General features: G+C 66.6%; 22 protein-coding genes and 2 pseudogenes. 11 read left to right on the forward strand and 13 right to left on the reverse strand.

All coding sequences use genetic code 11. From position 1 onward, the window contains the following. Positions 1–38 precede the first annotated feature (38 nt). The 4 genes from E8M01_RS25610 to E8M01_RS25625 form a co-directional block, all read right to left on the reverse strand. Positions 39–1,076, reverse strand: a complete 1,038-nt coding sequence (locus E8M01_RS25610; RefSeq protein ID WP_136962737.1) for an ABC transporter substrate-binding protein — start codon at positions 1,074–1,076, stop codon at positions 39–41. Positions 1,077–1,250: 174 nt separating this feature from the next. Further along, a complete protein-coding gene (locus tag E8M01_RS25615) occupies positions 1,251–1,664 on the reverse strand; it encodes a RidA family protein (RefSeq protein ID WP_136962738.1) in 414 nt (137 codons plus the stop codon). A gap of 11 nt (positions 1,665–1,675) precedes the next feature. Further along, positions 1,676–2,170 (reverse strand): flavin reductase family protein, encoded by a 495-nt coding sequence (locus E8M01_RS25620; RefSeq protein WP_246088434.1) that lies wholly within the window; start codon positions 2,168–2,170, stop codon positions 1,676–1,678. Continuing rightward, the gene (locus tag E8M01_RS25625) at positions 2,167–3,630 is read right to left on the reverse strand and encodes a 4-hydroxyphenylacetate 3-hydroxylase family protein (RefSeq protein WP_136962739.1); all 1,464 of its coding nucleotides are present in this window, start codon (positions 3,628–3,630) and stop codon (positions 2,167–2,169) included. Before E8M01_RS25625 ends, E8M01_RS25620 begins: the two co-directional genes overlap by 4 nt. A 92-nt stretch (positions 3,631–3,722) precedes the next feature. Here E8M01_RS25625 and E8M01_RS25630 point away from each other — a divergent pair, with 92 nt between their 5' ends. After that, positions 3,723–4,685: a LysR family transcriptional regulator gene (locus tag E8M01_RS25630; protein WP_136962740.1), complete on the forward strand. Its 963-nt coding sequence runs from the start codon at positions 3,723–3,725 to the stop codon at positions 4,683–4,685. On the opposite strand, the gene E8M01_RS25635 is transcribed toward E8M01_RS25630, so the two are convergent. Continuing rightward, on the reverse strand, positions 4,638–5,573 hold the full coding sequence (locus E8M01_RS25635) for a 2-hydroxyacid dehydrogenase (RefSeq protein ID WP_136962741.1): 936 nt from the start codon (positions 5,571–5,573) through the stop codon (positions 4,638–4,640). The two genes, E8M01_RS25630 and E8M01_RS25635, sit on opposite strands and share 48 nt — an antisense overlap. Then, a complete protein-coding gene (locus E8M01_RS25640) occupies positions 5,573–6,025 on the reverse strand; it encodes a type II 3-dehydroquinate dehydratase (protein ID WP_136962742.1) in 453 nt (150 codons plus the stop codon). Before E8M01_RS25640 ends, E8M01_RS25635 begins: the two co-directional genes overlap by 1 nt. A gap of 26 nt (positions 6,026–6,051) precedes the next feature. Between E8M01_RS25640 and E8M01_RS25645 the strand changes: the two genes are divergently transcribed. Next, positions 6,052–6,765: a DUF2867 domain-containing protein gene (locus E8M01_RS25645; protein WP_342778626.1), complete on the forward strand. Its 714-nt coding sequence runs from the start codon at positions 6,052–6,054 to the stop codon at positions 6,763–6,765. 173 nt (positions 6,766–6,938) lie between these two features. Then, on the forward strand, positions 6,939–8,120 hold the full coding sequence (locus E8M01_RS25650) for a Fic family protein (RefSeq protein ID WP_136962743.1): 1,182 nt from the start codon (positions 6,939–6,941) through the stop codon (positions 8,118–8,120). A 28-nt stretch (positions 8,121–8,148) separates the two neighbouring features. On the opposite strand, the gene E8M01_RS25655 is transcribed toward E8M01_RS25650, so the two are convergent. Then, positions 8,149–8,823, reverse strand: coding sequence for a DUF4304 domain-containing protein (locus E8M01_RS25655; RefSeq protein ID WP_136962744.1), 675 nt, complete (start codon positions 8,821–8,823; stop codon positions 8,149–8,151). Between the two features lie 134 nt (positions 8,824–8,957). Here E8M01_RS25655 and E8M01_RS25660 point away from each other — a divergent pair, with 134 nt between their 5' ends. Next, positions 8,958–9,335 carry a nuclear transport factor 2 family protein gene (locus E8M01_RS25660; RefSeq protein WP_136962745.1) on the forward strand — a complete coding sequence of 126 codons (378 nt, stop codon included), beginning with the start codon at positions 8,958–8,960 and terminating at the stop codon, positions 9,333–9,335. 36 nt (positions 9,336–9,371) lie between these two features. Here the strand turns inward: E8M01_RS25660 and E8M01_RS25665 are convergent, their stop codons facing one another. Next, the gene (locus tag E8M01_RS25665) at positions 9,372–9,695 is read right to left on the reverse strand and encodes a DUF1330 domain-containing protein (RefSeq protein ID WP_136962746.1); all 324 of its coding nucleotides are present in this window, start codon (positions 9,693–9,695) and stop codon (positions 9,372–9,374) included. Between the two features lie 208 nt (positions 9,696–9,903). Here E8M01_RS25665 and E8M01_RS25670 point away from each other — a divergent pair, with 208 nt between their 5' ends. Next, positions 9,904–10,173 carry an autorepressor SdpR family transcription factor gene (locus E8M01_RS25670; RefSeq protein ID WP_215908801.1) on the forward strand — a complete coding sequence of 90 codons (270 nt, stop codon included), beginning with the start codon at positions 9,904–9,906 and terminating at the stop codon, positions 10,171–10,173. After that, positions 10,170–10,829: an SdpI family protein gene (locus E8M01_RS25675; RefSeq protein WP_136962747.1), complete on the forward strand. Its 660-nt coding sequence runs from the start codon at positions 10,170–10,172 to the stop codon at positions 10,827–10,829. The genes E8M01_RS25670 and E8M01_RS25675 overlap by 4 nt, the downstream gene beginning before the upstream one ends. Here the strand turns inward: E8M01_RS25675 and E8M01_RS35605 are convergent. The 3 genes and pseudogenes from E8M01_RS35605 to E8M01_RS25685 all read right to left on the reverse strand — a co-directional run. Next, the gene (locus E8M01_RS35605) at positions 10,826–10,987 is read right to left on the reverse strand and encodes a hypothetical protein (RefSeq protein ID WP_246088435.1); all 162 of its coding nucleotides are present in this window, start codon (positions 10,985–10,987) and stop codon (positions 10,826–10,828) included. The genes E8M01_RS25675 and E8M01_RS35605 overlap by 4 nt on opposite strands. A gap of 36 nt (positions 10,988–11,023) precedes the next feature. Beyond that, positions 11,024–11,122 (reverse strand): annotated as a pseudogene (locus E8M01_RS35895) (SDR family oxidoreductase); the annotation flags it as partial. A 38-nt stretch (positions 11,123–11,160) separates the two neighbouring features. After that, positions 11,161–11,397 (reverse strand): annotated as a pseudogene (locus E8M01_RS25685) (flotillin family protein); the annotation flags it as partial. Positions 11,398–11,541: 144 nt separating this feature from the next. Between E8M01_RS25685 and E8M01_RS25690 the strand changes: the two are divergent. From E8M01_RS25690 to E8M01_RS25705, 4 genes are all read left to right on the forward strand, one after another. Continuing rightward, positions 11,542–12,150, forward strand: a complete 609-nt coding sequence (locus E8M01_RS25690; protein ID WP_136962749.1) for a helix-turn-helix domain-containing protein — start codon at positions 11,542–11,544, stop codon at positions 12,148–12,150. Continuing rightward, positions 12,141–12,956, forward strand: coding sequence for an SRPBCC family protein (locus E8M01_RS25695; protein ID WP_136962750.1), 816 nt, complete (start codon positions 12,141–12,143; stop codon positions 12,954–12,956). Before E8M01_RS25690 ends, E8M01_RS25695 begins: the two co-directional genes overlap by 10 nt. Next, positions 12,956–13,783, forward strand: coding sequence for an SRPBCC family protein (locus E8M01_RS25700; protein WP_136962751.1), 828 nt, complete (start codon positions 12,956–12,958; stop codon positions 13,781–13,783). Before E8M01_RS25695 ends, E8M01_RS25700 begins: the two co-directional genes overlap by 1 nt. Before the next feature lie 86 nt (positions 13,784–13,869). Next, positions 13,870–14,289: a DUF3597 domain-containing protein gene (locus E8M01_RS25705; protein ID WP_136962752.1), complete on the forward strand. Its 420-nt coding sequence runs from the start codon at positions 13,870–13,872 to the stop codon at positions 14,287–14,289. A 206-nt stretch (positions 14,290–14,495) separates the two neighbouring features. On the opposite strand, the gene E8M01_RS25710 is transcribed toward E8M01_RS25705, so the two are convergent. Continuing rightward, entirely contained in the window at positions 14,496–15,107 is a 612-nt protein-coding gene (locus tag E8M01_RS25710; RefSeq protein WP_136962753.1) for a hypothetical protein, read from the reverse strand. Positions 15,108–15,315: 208 nt separating this feature from the next. Between E8M01_RS25710 and E8M01_RS25715 the strand changes: the two genes are divergently transcribed. Further along, the gene (locus E8M01_RS25715) at positions 15,316–15,834 is read left to right on the forward strand and encodes an MFS transporter (RefSeq protein WP_136962754.1); all 519 of its coding nucleotides are present in this window, start codon (positions 15,316–15,318) and stop codon (positions 15,832–15,834) included. A gap of 15 nt (positions 15,835–15,849) precedes the next feature. On the opposite strand, the gene E8M01_RS25720 is transcribed toward E8M01_RS25715, so the two are convergent. After that, on the reverse strand, positions 15,850–16,503 hold the full coding sequence (locus tag E8M01_RS25720) for a peptidylprolyl isomerase (protein WP_136962755.1): 654 nt from the start codon (positions 16,501–16,503) through the stop codon (positions 15,850–15,852). Positions 16,504–16,537: the final 34 nt, after the last annotated feature.

Genomic DNA, 16,537 nt, shown 5'->3' on the forward strand with positions numbered 1-16,537 from the left:
GTCGGCCGCCGCCCGTCCGAGATGTCAGGTGGGGCGGGTCATTTGGCCATGATGTTCTCGGCGAACCACTTGCGCCATTCCGCGGTTTTTTCGGCGCGCAGCTTGTGGTCGATCACGATGGCCTGGCTTTTCCATTGATCGGCCGTGGTGAAGACGCCGGGCAGCGCCGCGGTCGCGGCGCTGACCGCCGCATTGGTGACCACCGGGCTGCCCTTCTTGATCTCGGCGATCTTGGCCTGGACCTCGGGGTCGAGCGCGATGTTGAGGAATTTATAGGCAAGTTCGGCCTTCCGGCTGCCCTTGGTGATCGCCACCGTGTCGATGCCGAGCACGGCGCCCTCGCGCGGGATGACCACCTTGATCGGCACGCCCTGTCCGATCATGTGGTAGGCGTTCATCGACAGCAGCACCTGGACCGGCGTCTCGCCGGTGGCGATGAGCTGCTGGCTGTTGGCATCGTTGGTGTAGAACGCCTTGAAATTGGGCTTGAGCGCGAGCAGCTTCTGCTCGCCCTTCTGCCAGGTTGCGGCATCGCCGCCCGAGAGCAGCGCCGCCACGTTGATGATGTGGCTCGGATCGAAGTCGGGCGAGGCGAGTGTCGACTTCAGTTCGGGCTTCCAGAGATCGTTCCAGCTCGAGAAGTCGATGCCCCGGGGTGTCAGGTCCGGCCGATAGCCGATGGTATAGACATAACCCCAGGCGCCGAAATGGAACGGGCTGATCCTGGCCTGCTCGACCAGGTTCCTGGCGTTGGCGATCCTGGCGAAGTCGACGGTCTCGAACAGGCCGTCATTGGCGTAGAGCCAGCCGACATGCGAGGTGGTGAAGGTGATGTCGCTCTCCGGACTGTCCTTGGCGAGTTTGGCCTTGTTGAGCCGGTCGATCGTGCCACCGGTGATGTAGTCGACCTCGGCGCCGGTCTCCGCCTTGAACTTCTTGGCGATCGCCTCCTCGATCAGATCGCGGAAGCTGCCGCCCCACGTGCTGACGATGAGTTTTTCAGCCGCCCTGGCTGGGGTGGCGATGGCCGCCGCCGTCAGCAGCCCTGTCTTGAGCACGGTTCTACGGTTTATCATGACGATCCCCTTCTGTGTTCTTCGATGCGGTCGCGGTCTTTGAAGCAAAGACCGTGCCATGCTCTGTTATTTTTGAAGCACTTGCAGAATTAAGGAGGCTGATAGCTTGTAACGACAAGATATCGTGACGGAATGGTGTTGTCCGTCATCGAAAGAGTGATGTCTATAAGGTGCTCAGTCTTGCGGTATCTCGGCGATGATATCGATCTCCATCAGATATTCAGGCTTGGCGAGGCCCTGCACGATCAGCCCGGTTGAGACCGGGTAGACACCTTTCAGCCAGCGGCCGACGACCCGGTAGACCGGTTCGCGGTAAGCGCGGTCGGTGATGTAGATGACGATCTTGGTGATGTGCGCGAGGCGCGATCCTGCCTCTTCAAGCAGCACCTTGGCGCAAGCCATGGCGTTTTCCGCTTGCGCCGCGGCGTCGCCGATGCCGACGATCTTGCCGTCGAGATCCATCGCGGTCTGGCCGCGCAGATAGACCGTGTTGCCGGCGCGCACCGCCATGCACACGTCGTTGTCGAGCGACTGTTCAGGGTAGGCTTCTTTGGTGTTGAATTTGCGAAAGCGCTGATGGGTCGTCATCGGGTCCTTTCTCACGCCGCCTGCAGGCGGCGATAGGCACGGTCGGAATAAACCAGCGGCGCGGCCGGCGTGACGTTCAGGCCCAGCACCTCTCCGACGACGATGCGGTGCGAACCGAAGGCGAAGACCGAGGCGACCCGGCAGTCGAAACTGCACAGGGCGCCGTCGAGGACCGGCGCGCCGGTGCCGAGCACCGACCAGGCGCCGGCGGCGAAACGATCATCCCTGAGCGCCGCGACGAGGCCGGCAAAGGTGTCGGCGACATGCTCCTGTCCGTCGGCGAGCGCATTGGCCGCGAAGACGCCGTTGTCGATCAGGGTCTGCAGGCTCCGGTTGGCCGCGTGGATGCAGACGACGACCGAAGGCGGCTCCATCGACAGGGAACAGAGCGTCGAGACGGTCATGCCGCCCCGGCCGTGCGGTCCGTCGGTGGTCACCACCGCCACGCCGGACACCGTCAGCCGCATGGCCTCGCGAAACCGGGCGCCGTCAACGGGTGCGATCATTGCAGCGCCTCCGGCTGGCCGGCGACGCGATCCGACAGCTGCGCCGACTTGCGCACGAAGTCGAGCGGGCCGGAGAAATCGAAGCTGTTATAGACCGCCGCCAGATGGTTGAAGTGCGGTGCCTGGGCGAACTGCACGAAGGTCAGCCGATGCCCGGCATAGTCGGAGTTCAACAGGTCGCGGGCAAAGGCCAGCAGCTTGCGCCGGTCCTCGGCCTGCCAGTTGTCATTCAGGCTGTAGAACTTGTTGAGCCAGGCATCCGGGCCGCTGGTCGCGAAGGCCTCGGCATTGGGCGTGATGCAGATCTGGCCGCCGCACAGTTCGCGGGCGATATGCATCATGGTCGGCAGGTTGGAGCAGGCGAAGACGCGGCCGGCATAAAGCATCGACTGGTGCGGCATGAGCAGCCCGCCGGGGCTGCGCTGGGCCGCCGCGATCGACGCGGTGAGGTGCGCGTTGATGCCCTCGCGGTAGCAGACCAGGTCGGCGAGCTTCTCGCGCACCGATTGCAGCTTGTCGAGACCGGTCTGCTTGGCGTTCCACATGGCCGCGCCGATCATCATGTCGGCGGTGTAGAGCAGCCGGAGCACATAGGGAAAGGCCGAATAGCGGTGCAGCGTCGCCCGGACATGCTGGGCCGCGCGGGTGTGACGGTAGAAGAACACGTCCTCCCAGGGGATCAGCACGTCGTCGAAGACCACCAGCGCCTCGACCTCGTCGAACCGGTTGGCCAGCGGATAGTCGGCAGGGTCGGTGCGCCCGGCGAAACCGGCGCGGCAAATGTGCTTCACCCCCGGCGCGCCCATCTTGACGATGCATCCGACCGCATAGTCGGACAGCTTCTCATTCGACCAGGCACCGACCGTCGGCTTGAGGAAGGCCTGGTCGGCATAGGCCGAGGCCGTCTCGTATTTGGCGCCCCGCACGATGATGCCGGCGTCGGTCTCCCTGGTGACGCGGACCATCATGTCCGGGTCCTGGTCCTGCGGCGGCCGCGAACGGTCGCCCTTCGGATCGGTATTGGCGGAGACGTGGAAAATGTCGTTCTCGACCACTGCGCGGATATGACGGTCGATATTGTCGGCGAAGCGCGGATCGATCTCGGCCAGCACGTCGCGGCCGTCATAGAGCGACCACATCTCGCCGACCGTCTCGTCGCCGACCCGCGTGACGACGCCGCCGATCTCGTTGAGCACCAGGTCGACGGCGGTGGTCTTGTCGGTCCAGTCCTTGGTCTCGCGTGGCGGGCGGTAGAGGCTCGAGCTGCGCTGGTTGGTGTCGATATAGGTCAGTCCGTCCTGGAACTTCGCCTCGTGCTGCATGTCGTAGATGCGCGCCCTGATATCGATGATCGGCTTGAGCGCCCGGTGGACGGTGATGTCCTTCACCCGTTCGCCGTCGATCCAGACCTCGCGACCATCGCGAAGGCCGGCGCGGTATTCCTCGCCCGTACGGATCATCTGCCTGCTCCAATCTTGGTCATGCCTCAGATTGCGGCAAAGCCCGAGATCGGTAAAATATGTTTATCGGTGGAACAGGATAGGATTATCCGATGCGGATTTCGCTGCGCGTGCTGCGCTACGTCGTGACCACGGCCGAGGCGGGCAACGTCACCGAGGCCGCCCGCCGCCTCCACGTCTCCCAGCCGTCGGTCTCCGCCGCCATCGCGCAGATCGAGGAGCAGTTCGGCGTCCAGGTCTTCGTGCGCCACCATGCGCGCGGCATGACGCTGACCAGCGCCGGCCAGCGCCTGGTGCATGACGCCCGGCTCTTGCTGAGCCATGCCCGCGACTTCGAGGAGAACACCCGCTCGCTGGGTTCCGCGCTGCAGGGCGAGATCACGGTCGGCAGTTTCATCACGCTGACCGCGCGCTTCATGCCGGGCCTGCTGACCGGCTTCGCGCTGCTCCATCCGCGCATTCAGGTGAAGATGGAGGAGGGCGACCAGCAGGAGATCCTCGATGGCCTGCTGTCGGGCCGCGTCGAGATCGCCCTGTCCTATGACTACGCGCTGCCGGATGAAGTGCTGGGCGAGACGCTGGCGATCCTGCCGCCGCATCTCATCGTCAGCCACACCCATCCGCTGGCCGGCCGGGAGACGGTGTCGCTGCGCGAGGTCATCGACGAGCCGTTCATCCTGCTCGACCTGCCCCATTCGCGCGACTATTTCGCCCGGCTGTTCGCATCCTGCGGCCTGCAGCCGCGCATTGCCTTCCGGTCGCGTTCGTTCGAGTTCATCCGCGGCCTGGTCGGGCGCGGTCACGGCTACACGATCCTCAATGTCGTGCCGCGCTCGACATCGTCTTATGACGGCAGCCGGGTGGCCGCCGTGCCGATCGAGGACGACGTGACCGCCGTCGGCATCATGCGCCTGAGATTGCGCCGGCATGCGATGCGCCCGGCGGTGGAGGCGTTCTGGTCCTATCTCGACCGGGCGCTGGCGGCCGAGGGGCTGCCGGCCGCCGCCTCAATAGCCGCGCGTGAGGTCGACGCGGTGCCGGACCGGCTCGCCTGAACGCAGGCGGCGGATGTTCGCCGCGATCTGCGCGGCGGCCGAGGCCGGCAAGGCGACCGAGGCCAGGTGCGGCGTGATCAGCACATTCGGCAACGTCCAGAGCGGATGGTCTGTCGGCAGCGGCTCGCGCTCGAACACGTCGAGCGTCGCGCCGCCGAGCTGGCCCGAGACCAGCGCCTGGATCATCGCGGGCTCGTCGACCACCGCGCCGCGCGACGCGTTGATGAGCTTGGCGCCCGCGGGCAGGAGCGCCAGCCGCCGGGCATCGAGCAGGTGATGGGTTTGCCCGGTCAGCGGCAGCATGACGACCAATATGTCGGTTTCGGCCAGGAAGGCATCCAGCGCGTCGATGCCGGAGGTTGTCCTGACACCGGGCAGGGTCTTCGGCGAGCGCGACCAGCCACTGATATCGAAGCCGAGCCGCGCCAGTTCGGTCGCAGCCACGCCGCCGAGCTCGCCGAGCCCCAGCACGCCGACCCGGGTCAACCGCGCCTCGCGCGGATGGACATAGTGCCATCGCCTGTCGCGCTGGGCCGCCTCGAAGACGTCGATGTCGCGTGCATAGCGCAGGACGGCGAAGAGTATGTAGCTCGCCATCATCTGCGCCATGGCCGGATCCGACAGCCGGGCGATCGGTACGTCCGGCAGGTCGGTGCGGCCGGCCAGGGCGTCCGCACCGACGCCCAGGATGGTGATCAGCCTCAGCTTGGGATAGGCGGCAAAAAAGCCCTCGGGCGGTTTCCAGACCAGCGCATAACGAACGTCGTCGTCGGCGCTGAGCTCGGGCGGCGCGCGCAAGGCGACATCCGGCAGTGCCGCCTCGAGCCCTTCGCGCCAGGGTGCGATCGGATCGACCGCGCTGGAGAAGACGATCGTCTCGCGCGCCATTACCGGATGTCCGCGCGCACGAGCGTGGCCGCGGCGGTGATGGCGAGTTCGTAACCGAGCCCGCCGAGCCCGGCGATCACGCCGGTCGCCGCCTTCGAGACATAGGAATGGTGGCGAAAAGCTTCGCGCTTCCAGATATTGCTCATATGGACCTCGACGACCGGCTTGCCGAAGGCGAGCAGCGCATCGAGGATCGGCACCGACGTATAGGTCAGACCGGCGGCATTGATCACCAGGCCGGCGGCGCCGCCGCGGGCTTCCTGGATCCAGTCGACCAGCACGCCCTCGTGGTTGGATTGGCGGAAGTCGAGCGTGAGGCCGAGACCGCGGGCATGCGCCTCGCAGCGCGCCTGCAGCACCGGAAAACTGTCGCTGCCATAGGTGCCGCCGGGATCGAGCCCGTAGAGGTTGGCATTCGGCCCATTGATGAAGAAGATCGTCTCGCCGCTCACGCCCGCTCCTCAGTCTGGTCGTCGCCATGGTGCCTTCGCGGGTCGCCCTCGACGGCGAGCCAGTCGAGATCAGTGCGGGTGCAAAGGCAAATCGGAAAAACCTGTCGCCTGCATCGGAATGCCTGATGGCGCGGATTGCTGCCGACCCCTTTGCCGAGCCAGCGGCCCCGTGCGGCAACGTCCCGCGTTGGGCGCGGCCGGCGAACCTGCTACTGCGGCGACGAGACATACATCGTCTGCCCATGGGGATATCAGGCATGATGGTCCAAGCCGTCGAGCCAGACGTCGAGATCGGCCAGGTCCTGGCCGGCGCACAATTCGCCGATGCCTATAGCGTGGTGGTCGACGAGGTGGGGATGGACGCGCGCACCGCCGCCGAACGGGCGTTCGGGCGCTCGCCGCGCTGGGTCAACACCCTCCTTGGTTTGCGCAACGCCGTCGTCGCGCCGTTCGGCCTCAAGGCCGGGCAGCCATCGGCCGCCAAGGCGTCGGATAGGATCGGGATCTTTCCGGTGATCAGTGAGACGCCACATCGCCTCATCGCCGGCCTCGATGACAAGCACCTGGATTTTCGCATGATCGTTGACGTCTCGGAGGCCGGCGGCCGCCGGCGCGTCACGGCGACGACCCTGGTCAAGACCCACAATCTGCTCGGCCGGACCTATCTTGCCGCCATATTGCCGTTCCACCGCGTGATCGTCAGGACCATGGTCGCGCAGGTCGTCGCGCCCGCCAGGTGATGGGGCGGCTGCGGGACCCACAGCCAAGATCTGCTGCGCCAAGCAGGGCCCGCTAGAGAGCGGCAATCTACTGCCGAGCGGGACCCGCCAATTAAGCAGACTTAACTAGCGGTCCTCGCTAATAAAGAAAGTGGCGCATTGCTTAATTAGTGTGTGCCGTTCATGGTCGTCGCATGAGCCTGGTCGAGAACGGCAATACGCGGCTTGGCCGCTTCGTCGAAACCCCGGTTGCCGGCGAGATCGTGCGTGCCTTCGTGCCGCCGCCGCTGCCGCCTCATCCACCGATCGATGTGCTCCGCCTTCTGGACCGCCTGAGCCTGGCCGAGCGTGCGCTTGGCCGTCTCGACGGGATCACCGTCCTGCTGCCGCGACACGACCTGTTCCTCTACATGTATGTCCGCAAGGAAGCCGTGCTTTCCTCGCAGATCGAAGGAACCCAGTCGAGCCTTTCCGACCTGCTGCGCTTCGAGACGGAAGCCCAATCGGGCGAGCCTGTCGGCGACATCCGGGAGGTGTCGAACTATGTCGATGCGATGATGTACGGCCTGGAGCGGCTGAAGACATTCCCGCTTTCGCTTCGTTTGATCTGCGAAATGCATGGGCGGCTCCTCCAGGATGGCCGCGGCGGGAACAAAGACCCTGGCGCATTCCGCCGTTCGCAAAATTGGATCGGTGGCACGCGTCCTGGCAATGCGCTGTTCGTGCCGCCGCCGGTGACGGAGCTCGACACATGCCTCGATGGTTTCGAGCGCTTCATGCACGAGGACGCCTCGCGCCTGCCTGCTCTCCTCAAGGCGGGGCTTCTGCACGTTCAGTTCGAAACCATCCACCCGTTCCTTGATGGCAACGGGCGCATCGGCCGTCTGCTTGTTACACTCTATCTCTGCGTACACGACGTGTTGCGCGAGCCGCTGCTCTATCTCAGCCTCTATCTGAAGACGCACCGTGCACAGTATTACCGGCTGCTCCAGGAGGTGCGCGAGCGTGGGGCCTGGGAAGCCTGGCTCGAATTTTTCCTCGATGGTGTCGCCCAGACGGCGAACCAGGCTTTCGACGCCGCCACCCGCATTGTCGCTCTGTTCAAGCAGGACCGTGAGCGCATCGTCGCCGCAGCCGAGCGGGCGAACTCGGCCTTGCGCGTCCACGACCTCCTTCAGCAAAATCCCTTTGCCACCGCCAACAGGCTGGCGAGCCAAACCGGATTGACCGCACCTACCATCAACGCGGCGCTCGCCGATCTCAAGCGCCTTGGCATCATCGAGGAGGTCACAGGTCGTCGTCGCGGGCGTGTGTTCGGTTATCGGGCCTATCTCGACATTCTCAATGACGGTACGGCGCCACTTCAGGCCGAGTGAGGGAGGGCGGCCTCTCGGAAGCGCTGTTTCACGTCGGCAATTCGCCGAGCCCGAGTTTGCGGGCGAGCGCGCGGACATAATCGGCATGGAGCTTGAGCGGCGTCGCCCGCACCTGTTCGCCGAGCAGCCGAACCGCACCGGCCGCGTCGCCGCGTGTCGCGAGCAGCACTGCCACGTCGACCCGCGCCCGGCTCGACAGCAGGCGCTCGTCCGCGTTGAACGCCACCCAGTCGCGGATGATGTCGTCGCGGCACCGGAAGCGATCGAGGAACGGCAGGCCTATGGCGACCAGGCGCCGGCCGATATCGAAGGCGAGGGGAGATGAAGGCTGGTCCAGCGGCCACCAGGCATCGGGCATCCGGCAGAGCTCGCCGAGCCGTGCGCGGATCTGGCAATGATGGTCCTGGAGATTGTGCCCAGCCGGCCGCGGGTTGTTGCAGTCCCAGATCTCCCCGAGGTGGACGCCCAGATTGACCGTGAAGCGGCCCGACAGGTCGCGGCCGAGATGAGCAAGCTCCGCTGGCAAAAGCGCCAAGGTGCCGATCGCCGGCTGGCCCATCTGCAGGCTGACCACCTGGATGAGGCGGTCTTCGGTCTGGCGATTGAAGGTCCGCCCGTGGCGCGCGAAGCCATGGAGCCTGAACAACGGGGCGAGTTCGGCCTGCACCGCGTCCAGCCGTTTGGCAAATGGGGATTTCGGCATGGGATCGGACCCGCGCAGATTGGTCGGGAGTCCTTATCGCGGCGCGGCGGCTGCGCATAGCCTGCCAGTCGAACCTGCCATTGCCGCCGGCCGGAGCGTGGTATTCTGCCGCGCCCTGCCGCCAAGGACATGTGATGAGCACCGCTACGAATGAACCGGACGCCGAGACCGTCGTCGCACGACAGCTCGACGCCTATAATGCCCGCGACATCGAGGCTTTCATGGCGCTCTGGCATGACGACGCCCAGGTTTTCGCCCATCCCGCGACCTTGCTCGCCGACGGCGCGGCGGCGATCCGCGCCCGCCATGTCGCCCGCTTCCAGGAGCCGGACCTGTTCGGCCGGTTGATCGCGCGTGTCTCGGTCGGCACCATGGTGGTCGACCGCGAGGTCGTCAGCCGCAATTTCCCCGAGGGGCGGGGCGAGGTCGACGTCATCGCCATCTACGAGGTCGATGGCGGTCGCATCGCCAAGGCCTGGTTCAAGATGGGCGCGCCACGTATGGGGGATTGAACGCGCCCGGCCGGTGTGATCGAGGCTTGCCCCGCCTCATCCCGCCAGCACATCCGTCGCGCGATGGTCTTCGGATACGCCTTCGACAAAGAAGGTGTCACTTTCGGAATTGTCGATGCGGAGCGCCAATATGTCCTGGTAGGCCGGCGAGGCATACCAGGCGCGCGCCTTGTCGCCATCGGGAAAGCCGATGATGATCAGGTCGCCGTCCCAATTGCCCTCCAGCACCTCGATCTTGCCGCCATGGACCACGAAGCGGCCGCCGAACGGCTGAAGCGTGGCGTCGATCCGCTGCAGATAACAGACGATCTGAGGGCCCATGGCGACGTTGCGCAGGCGGGCGATGGCAAAGGCGGGCATGGTGGTCTCCTAAAAGCTTGGCCGGGCCGCTCTGGCCGGCGTGCAGGGTCACCATCGCGTCTTGGGGTAGGTGGGTCGATGACCTCTGACGTCATGGATCGGGATTGGCCCGGGTCGGTTTGCGGTCGGCTCTTAAATTTCGTCGTGACTCTAATTAGATGATTAGCTAAATAAGAGATGTCGCCAATAGCGGTCGGTCGAGGGGCCCATGGGCATCAATGCGGTTTTCGAAGCCCTGTCGCACCCGGTCAGGCGCAAGGTGCTGGCGCTGCTGAAGGCCAGCCCGATGAGCGCCGGCGATCTGGCAGGCCATTTCGACCTCAGCAAGCCGACGCTGTCGGTCCATTTCAGCAAGCTGAAGCAGGCCGAGCTCGTCGCCGTGGAGCGGCAGGGGACGAGCCTGATCTATCACCTCAACACATCCATTCTCGAAGAGGCCCTCGCCGGGCTTCTCAGTCTCAAGGATCAGGCTCGATGAGCCAAACCCTGTTCTCGCGCTTCAACCTTGCCCTCTGGGCGGCCCTGGCGATGGTCACGCTGGCAGGCTTTGTCCTAGTGCCCGCCAATGCGCTGCTACCGGTGCATTGGGGGCCGAGCGGCGAGGCCGATTCCTTCTGGCCGCGCAATGCCGCCCTCGCCATAGCGCCCGTCATGGTGGCCGCCAACGCGGCCATCTTCGCCCTCGTCGGTCGCTTCGCGCCGGCCGAGCAACTGGCCGCGGGCAAGCATGTCTGGGCGATCGTCGTGCCGGCCATCTCGGCGCTCGCCCTGGCGGTCCAAGGCGGCATCGTGCTGATCGGCACCGGCTATCCCGACCGCATGGTCCGCATCATCAGCCTGGGTTTCGCCGTCATGCTGATCCTCCTCGGCAATGTGCTGCCGAAGACGCAGCCGAACCGGCTTGCCGGCCTGCGCCTGCCCTGGATGACCGCCGAGCCGGCTCATTGGCGCGCCACGCAGCGCCTGACCGGCATCTTGTTCATGCTCGGCGGCATGGGCCTTCTATTGTGCGGCCTGTTGGTCGATGAGGCGCAGTGGCTGGCGGTCGCGCTTGTCGCGGCGGTCCTCGTGCCGACCGTCGTCGGCGGTTTCTATGGCTGCCTCTACGGCCACCGTCCGGCGCAGGGACGCTAGGTCTCGCTCCAGCGTGCCGCGCACCATGGCTTCACCCCCGCATCGTTGAAGAAACCACCGGTCGGGCCGTCGGCGTCGAGCGTCGCGAGCCGGATGGCGATCGCCGCAGCCTCGGCGACCCTGCGTGGACCGCTATGACCGTTCAGATCGGTCGCCACATAACCGGGATTGGCGGCATTGATCTTGATCGACGTGCCCAGGAATTCCTTGGCGAAGGCCAGGGTGATCGCATTCAGCGCCGTCTTGGATGAACCATAGGCGAGCAGATTGGTCGAAAAGGACGGGTCGGACAGCTTGGCGGGCGCCCCGGCGCCCCGGCGCCACTGCTCATCATCACGCTTTCCTGCGAGACGATCTGCAGGTCGCGCTTGGCTTCGGTGTCCTTCTGCCGGACGTCGCGGGCGGCTTCGATGTTGGCGGTTTCGCGGGCGCGGCGGGCAGCCGCTTCGCGCTCGGCGATCGCCTGTTCGGACTCGATGTGTGCCTCTTCCTCGGCGCGCTTTGCCGCCTGTTCCTTCTGCGCGGTCTCAGCCCGGGTCGCCGCAGTCTTGTTGGCGATGTCGCAAGGGCATGACGTCGCGGCCGGCTGGGTCGGGCGAAGGTGGTGAACGCGGGCTTGCGGAAATGCGGCGAGTCTGACGGCTCGAGACAGACCTTCGCAAATGCGCATCGCCCGCCTTGACAACAAATATTGTCAAGCTATCTTCCGGCCATGCTGGATGTTGAAGTCATTGCCGATCCCATGGCCGCGACAGTGGCGCTCGAACCGGTTCGCAGCCGTCTCCTGGCCGAGCTTTCCGAGCCGGCCTCGGCGGCCGCGCTCGCCCAGCGCATCGGCATGGCGCGCCAGAAGGTGAACTATCACCTGCGCGCGCTGGAGGCCCACAGGCTGGTGCGCGTCGCCGAGGAGCGGCAGTGGGGCGGCCTCACCGAGCGCCTGCTGGTGGCGACCGCCAGATCTTATGTCGTCTCGCCGGACGCGCTTGGCGCCGTCGGCTCCGATCCTGCCCGCGGCGGCGACCGGCTGTCGGCGAGCTATCTCATCGCGCTCGGCGCCCGCATCGTCCGCGAGGTCGGCGATCTCTGGCGCCGCGCCATCGCCGCCGACAAGCGCCTGGCGACATTGGCGATCGACACCGAGATCCGCTTCCGTTCGGCGGCGGAACGGGCCGCCTTCACCCACGAACTCACCGGCGCCATCACCGCGCTGGTCGCACGCTACCACGATGGCGACGCGCCGGGCGGGCGCCGCCATCGCCTTGTGCTGGTGGCCCATCCGCTGCCGCCCGACGCAGGACGGGAGACGATGCCGTGCCAGTGAAGAAGGATGCGTCCGGGCGTCGCTCGGTCGAGGCCGAAGTCGAGGTTCCCGGCACGCCGGACCAGGTCTGGGCGGCGATCGCCACGGGGCCGGGCATCTCGTCCTGGTTCGTGCCGAGCGAAGTCGAGGAGCGCACCGGCGGCACCGCCGTTTCGCATTTCGGCCCTGGCAACAGCATGGATTCGGTCGGCAGCATCACCGAATGGGCGCCGCCCCGGCGTTTCGTCGTCGAGACCACCGAAGGGCCGAGCCCGGTCGCCACCGAATGGACCGTGGAGGCGCGTGGCGGTGGCACCTGCGTGGTGCGCGTCGTCCATAGCTGGTTCGCCAGCAACGACGATTGGGATAGCCAGTTCGAGGGTCACACCTATGGCTGGCTGTCGTTCTTTCGGGTGCTCAAGCTCTATCTTGCCCATTTTGCCGGCCGGCATGGCACGTCGTTCCAGGTCATGGGCATTGCGCCCGAGCCGAAAAGCGAAGCCTGGATGGCATTGACCGGCCCGCTTGGCCTGGCCGGCGCAACAGCCGGCGACCAGGTGGCTACGCCGGCCGACGGCCCGCCGCTTGCCGGCGCGGTCGCATGGGCCGGCCAGCCGGAGGCGCCGGAGGAACTGCTTGTCCAGCTCGACCGGCCAGCGCCGGGCCTTGCCCATCTCGTGCCCCATGCCATGGGCGGCAAGGTCTATCTCACCATCCGTTTCTATCTCTATGGCGAGGGCGCGGGCGATGCCGCCCGGCAGGCGGAGACCGCCTGGACCGCTTGGATCGGCGCGCGTTTCGCCAGCCCAACCGAGGAGGTCTCGTGATGCCGATCAAGACGGATGGTCAGGAGCGCCGCTCCATTGCGCTGGAATTCGAATTGCCGGGCACGCCCGATCAGGTCTGGCGGGCGATTGCCACAGGTCCCGGCATCTCCTCCTGGTTCGTGCCTTCCGAAGTCGAGGAGCGGCAAGGCGGAGCGGTTGCCTTTCATCTGGGACCCGGCCTGGAATCGACAGGTGAGGTGACGGCCTTCGAGCCGCCCCGGTGCTTTGCTTATGTCGAGCCGGGCTGGAGCGAGACGGCGCCGCCGCTCGGCACCGAATTCGTCATCGAGGCGCGCGCCGGCGGCACCTGCGTGGTGCGTCTCGTCCACAGCCTGTTCACCACACAATCCGACTGGGATGATGAACTCGGCAGCATGGAGACCGGCTGGCCGCCCTTCTTCGAGGTGCTCAAGCTCTATCTCACGCATTTCGCCGGCCAACCCGGCACGTCGATTCGCCCGACCGGCCAGCATGCCGGCAGCGATGCCGAGGCCTGGGCCCTGCTGACCGGCAAGCTCAATCTCGCCGACGCGGCGCTCGGTCAGCGCCGCGCGGCGCCGGCCGAGACGGCACCGCCATTGGCCGGCACGGTCGAACGGATCAGCGAAGGCGGCAATCACCGGGAACTGACATTGCGGCTCGACCAGCCGGCGCCGGGCCTTGCCATGGTCGGCGCCTATAGCTGGGGCGGCATCACACGTGCCGCGGTCAGCCTCTACTTCTACGGTGACGACGCCCTGGCGGTCGCGGCGCGCCAAGAGCCGGTCTGGGACGACTGGATGGCGGAGCATTTCAAGACACCGCCGGCGGCGGGCAAAACGGGTTGAGTGCGGAGATTTCCTCGCGCTGTCATTGTCTCCCGGCATCAGCGTGCTAGCTTCACGGCGGGGCAACGTGAAACTGGAGAACCCGTATGAGTATTTTCAGCTCGATCCTGAACAAGATTCTGCCCGGCCGCGCTGAAGCGGCCGAGGCCCCGGCAGCGCCTGCCGCCGGTGGCGCGGCAAGTCCGGCGCCCGCCGCAGCGGGTGGAGCTGCTCCCGCGACGCCGGGGGCTCCGGCAGCACCCGGCGCGACCGTCGATGTCGCCGCGGTGCTCACCGATCTCGCCTCGAAAGCCTCCCAGCCGTTGAACTGGAAGACCTCGATCGTCGATCTGATGAAGCTGCTCAACCTCGACAGCAGCCTGTCGGCGCGCAAGGAGCTCGCCAAGGAGCTCAACTACACCGGCGACACCAATGATTCCGCCACGATGAATGTCTGGCTGCACAAGCAGGTCATGGTGAAGCTCGCCGCCAATGGCGGCAAGGTGCCGGACGATCTGAAGAACTGAATCTGAGCCTGGAGAGGGCGTTCCTTCGTTGCATCGACGCGAAGGAACGCCCTCACCCCCGCGGCCTGCGGGCGAGAGGGCCGGCGAACGGCGCCCGCCGTCACTGGCCTTGCCGTCGCAGCGACAGGCCGGATTGTGCATCGGCGATGGCGACTCCGCCCTCTGACCCAACGAAGAGCAGATCCTTGGTCATGTGAGCAGCCGCGTCATGGGTGCTGGGCGGCAGCCGCAAGGCCCGCTTCGGTCGCGCTTTGCCCGCTGGCGATGGCCATGAGGCGCGCCTGCTGGCCGGTGCTCATCAGCCGGGCGGGAATCGCGAGCGGCGCGCCGGCATGGGGCCAGAGCAGGACCAGCCCGCCTTCGCGCGTCGCCGATCGGAACGCCGATGCGGCGTAGAAGCCCTGCGCATCGGGCCGCTGCAGGCTGATGCCGCGCGCGTCGACGGCCAGCGTAGTCCCGGCCCATTCCGCCCGGAAGTCCGCGCGCTCCGCCGCCCGCAAGCGCGCTGCCTGGCGCCGTGCGATGAGACCCGGGCTCGAGGCGCCGATCCAGAACGCGACGAAAGCGAGCGCCGCGATGATGGCGCCCTGGCCGCGCCGGCCGACGCCGAGCCACATTGCCAGGATCGCGGTGGCGAAGGCTACGATGCAACCCATGATGATGATGGCCCAGGGGTCCCACGGGTCACGCTTCAGCAGCGCCTGTTGCCGGCGCGCCATGACCGCCTCGACGGCGGCGAGTTCGTCGTCGGCATAATCGAGGTCGATCCGGAAGCGCGGCGTCGGTTCCGCCGGCGCGCCGTCAGGCTCTGTGCTCAAGGCGCGTCTCTCGAAAATGGCATGGCGCGTGCGTCACCCTGGCGGACCGGTCCGGCGAGCGCGCATTCACCTCCAGCATCATGGTTTCATCGCGGCGGCCGTGCGGCCTGCCGCTTCGAAGTGTCACGAAGAGCGATGCGAACGCCCCAGACCGACACACGCGGGTGCTTGAAGCACGGCTTGTCCCAGCCGCGCCCGCGATCCGCTGATGCCGCTTCGGCTGTTTGGCAGTCGCAGCCTCGCCGCCGGCATGACCATCACCTTCATCTCTATGGGCACCTTCGGCGCGCTGCCCTATTTCCTCACCGTGCTGTTCCGCAAGGTCCACGGCTTCTCGGCCTACCAGACCGGGCTCGCCTTCCTGGTGCCGTCGCTGGCGATCACCGCCGGCACCCAGATCGGCGAGCGGCTGGCGACCCGGGCCTCGGTGCGCGCCACCTTGCTCGCCGGCATGACGGTTGGTGCTTTCGGCACGGCTGCCATGGTCGCCGGCGCCGGCCTCGACAGCGGCTACGCGGTCGTCGTGCCCGGCCTCATCGTCTCCGGCATCGGCCAGGGCATCACCTGGACGGCGATGTGGATCGCCGCGGCCTCGGGTGTTGCCCATGACGAGCAGGGCGTCGCCTCCGGCATGGCCTCGACAACCTTGAATGTCGGCAATGCCATTGGCCTCGCCATTCTGGTGGCGCTGACCTTGCCGAGGGGCAGGGCCGGGCAGGACAGCTGACGTCCAGGCGTGTGGCTAAACCGGCAGCCGCGCCGCCTTGCTGATCGGGATCGGCCGGGCGAGGCGGTCGGCCGGCTCGGCGCGGGTCGCATGGATGCGGCGGACGACATCCATGCCCTCGACCACCTTGCCGAAAGCCGCAAAGCCTTGTCCGTCCGGATGCCGGCCGCCGCCGAAATCGAGCGAAGGCTGGTCGCCGACGCAGATGAAGAAGGCGGCGCTCGCCGTGCCGGTGGCGAGCCGTGCCATGGACAGCGTGCCGTCCAGGTGCTTCAGCCCGATGACATCGGTGGTCTCGTGCGCGATGCGTGGCAAAGGTGGCTCCTGGCCTTCGGCGCCGCGCCAGCCGAACTGGATCACCTCGATCTTGTGCTGCGTGCTGGCCGGCTGATTGGCCATGGTCACGATGCGATAGACCGACTGGCCGTCGAGCAGGCCCTTGTCGACATAGGCGAGGAAATTGTTGGCCGAGGTCGGCGCGCGATCGGGATAGACCTCGACGACGAAGTCGCCGAGCTCGGTCGTGACCTTCACCCGCGGCGGCCGGGCCTGCGCGCCCACCGGCCCTCCGAAGGAGACCGCGCCGACGGCCAGCGCCGCCGGCAGGATGGCGTTCAGCAGGCGGCGGCGCATGATCGAAATGCCTCGTCGTGGGTGCCGGTCGGTCATCAACCCTGATCCTTGCCCGTGCATGGCCATGGTC

It is taken from the genome of Phreatobacter stygius (assembly GCF_005144885.1).
GTDB classification, from domain to species: domain Bacteria; phylum Pseudomonadota; class Alphaproteobacteria; order Rhizobiales; family Phreatobacteraceae; genus Phreatobacter; species Phreatobacter stygius.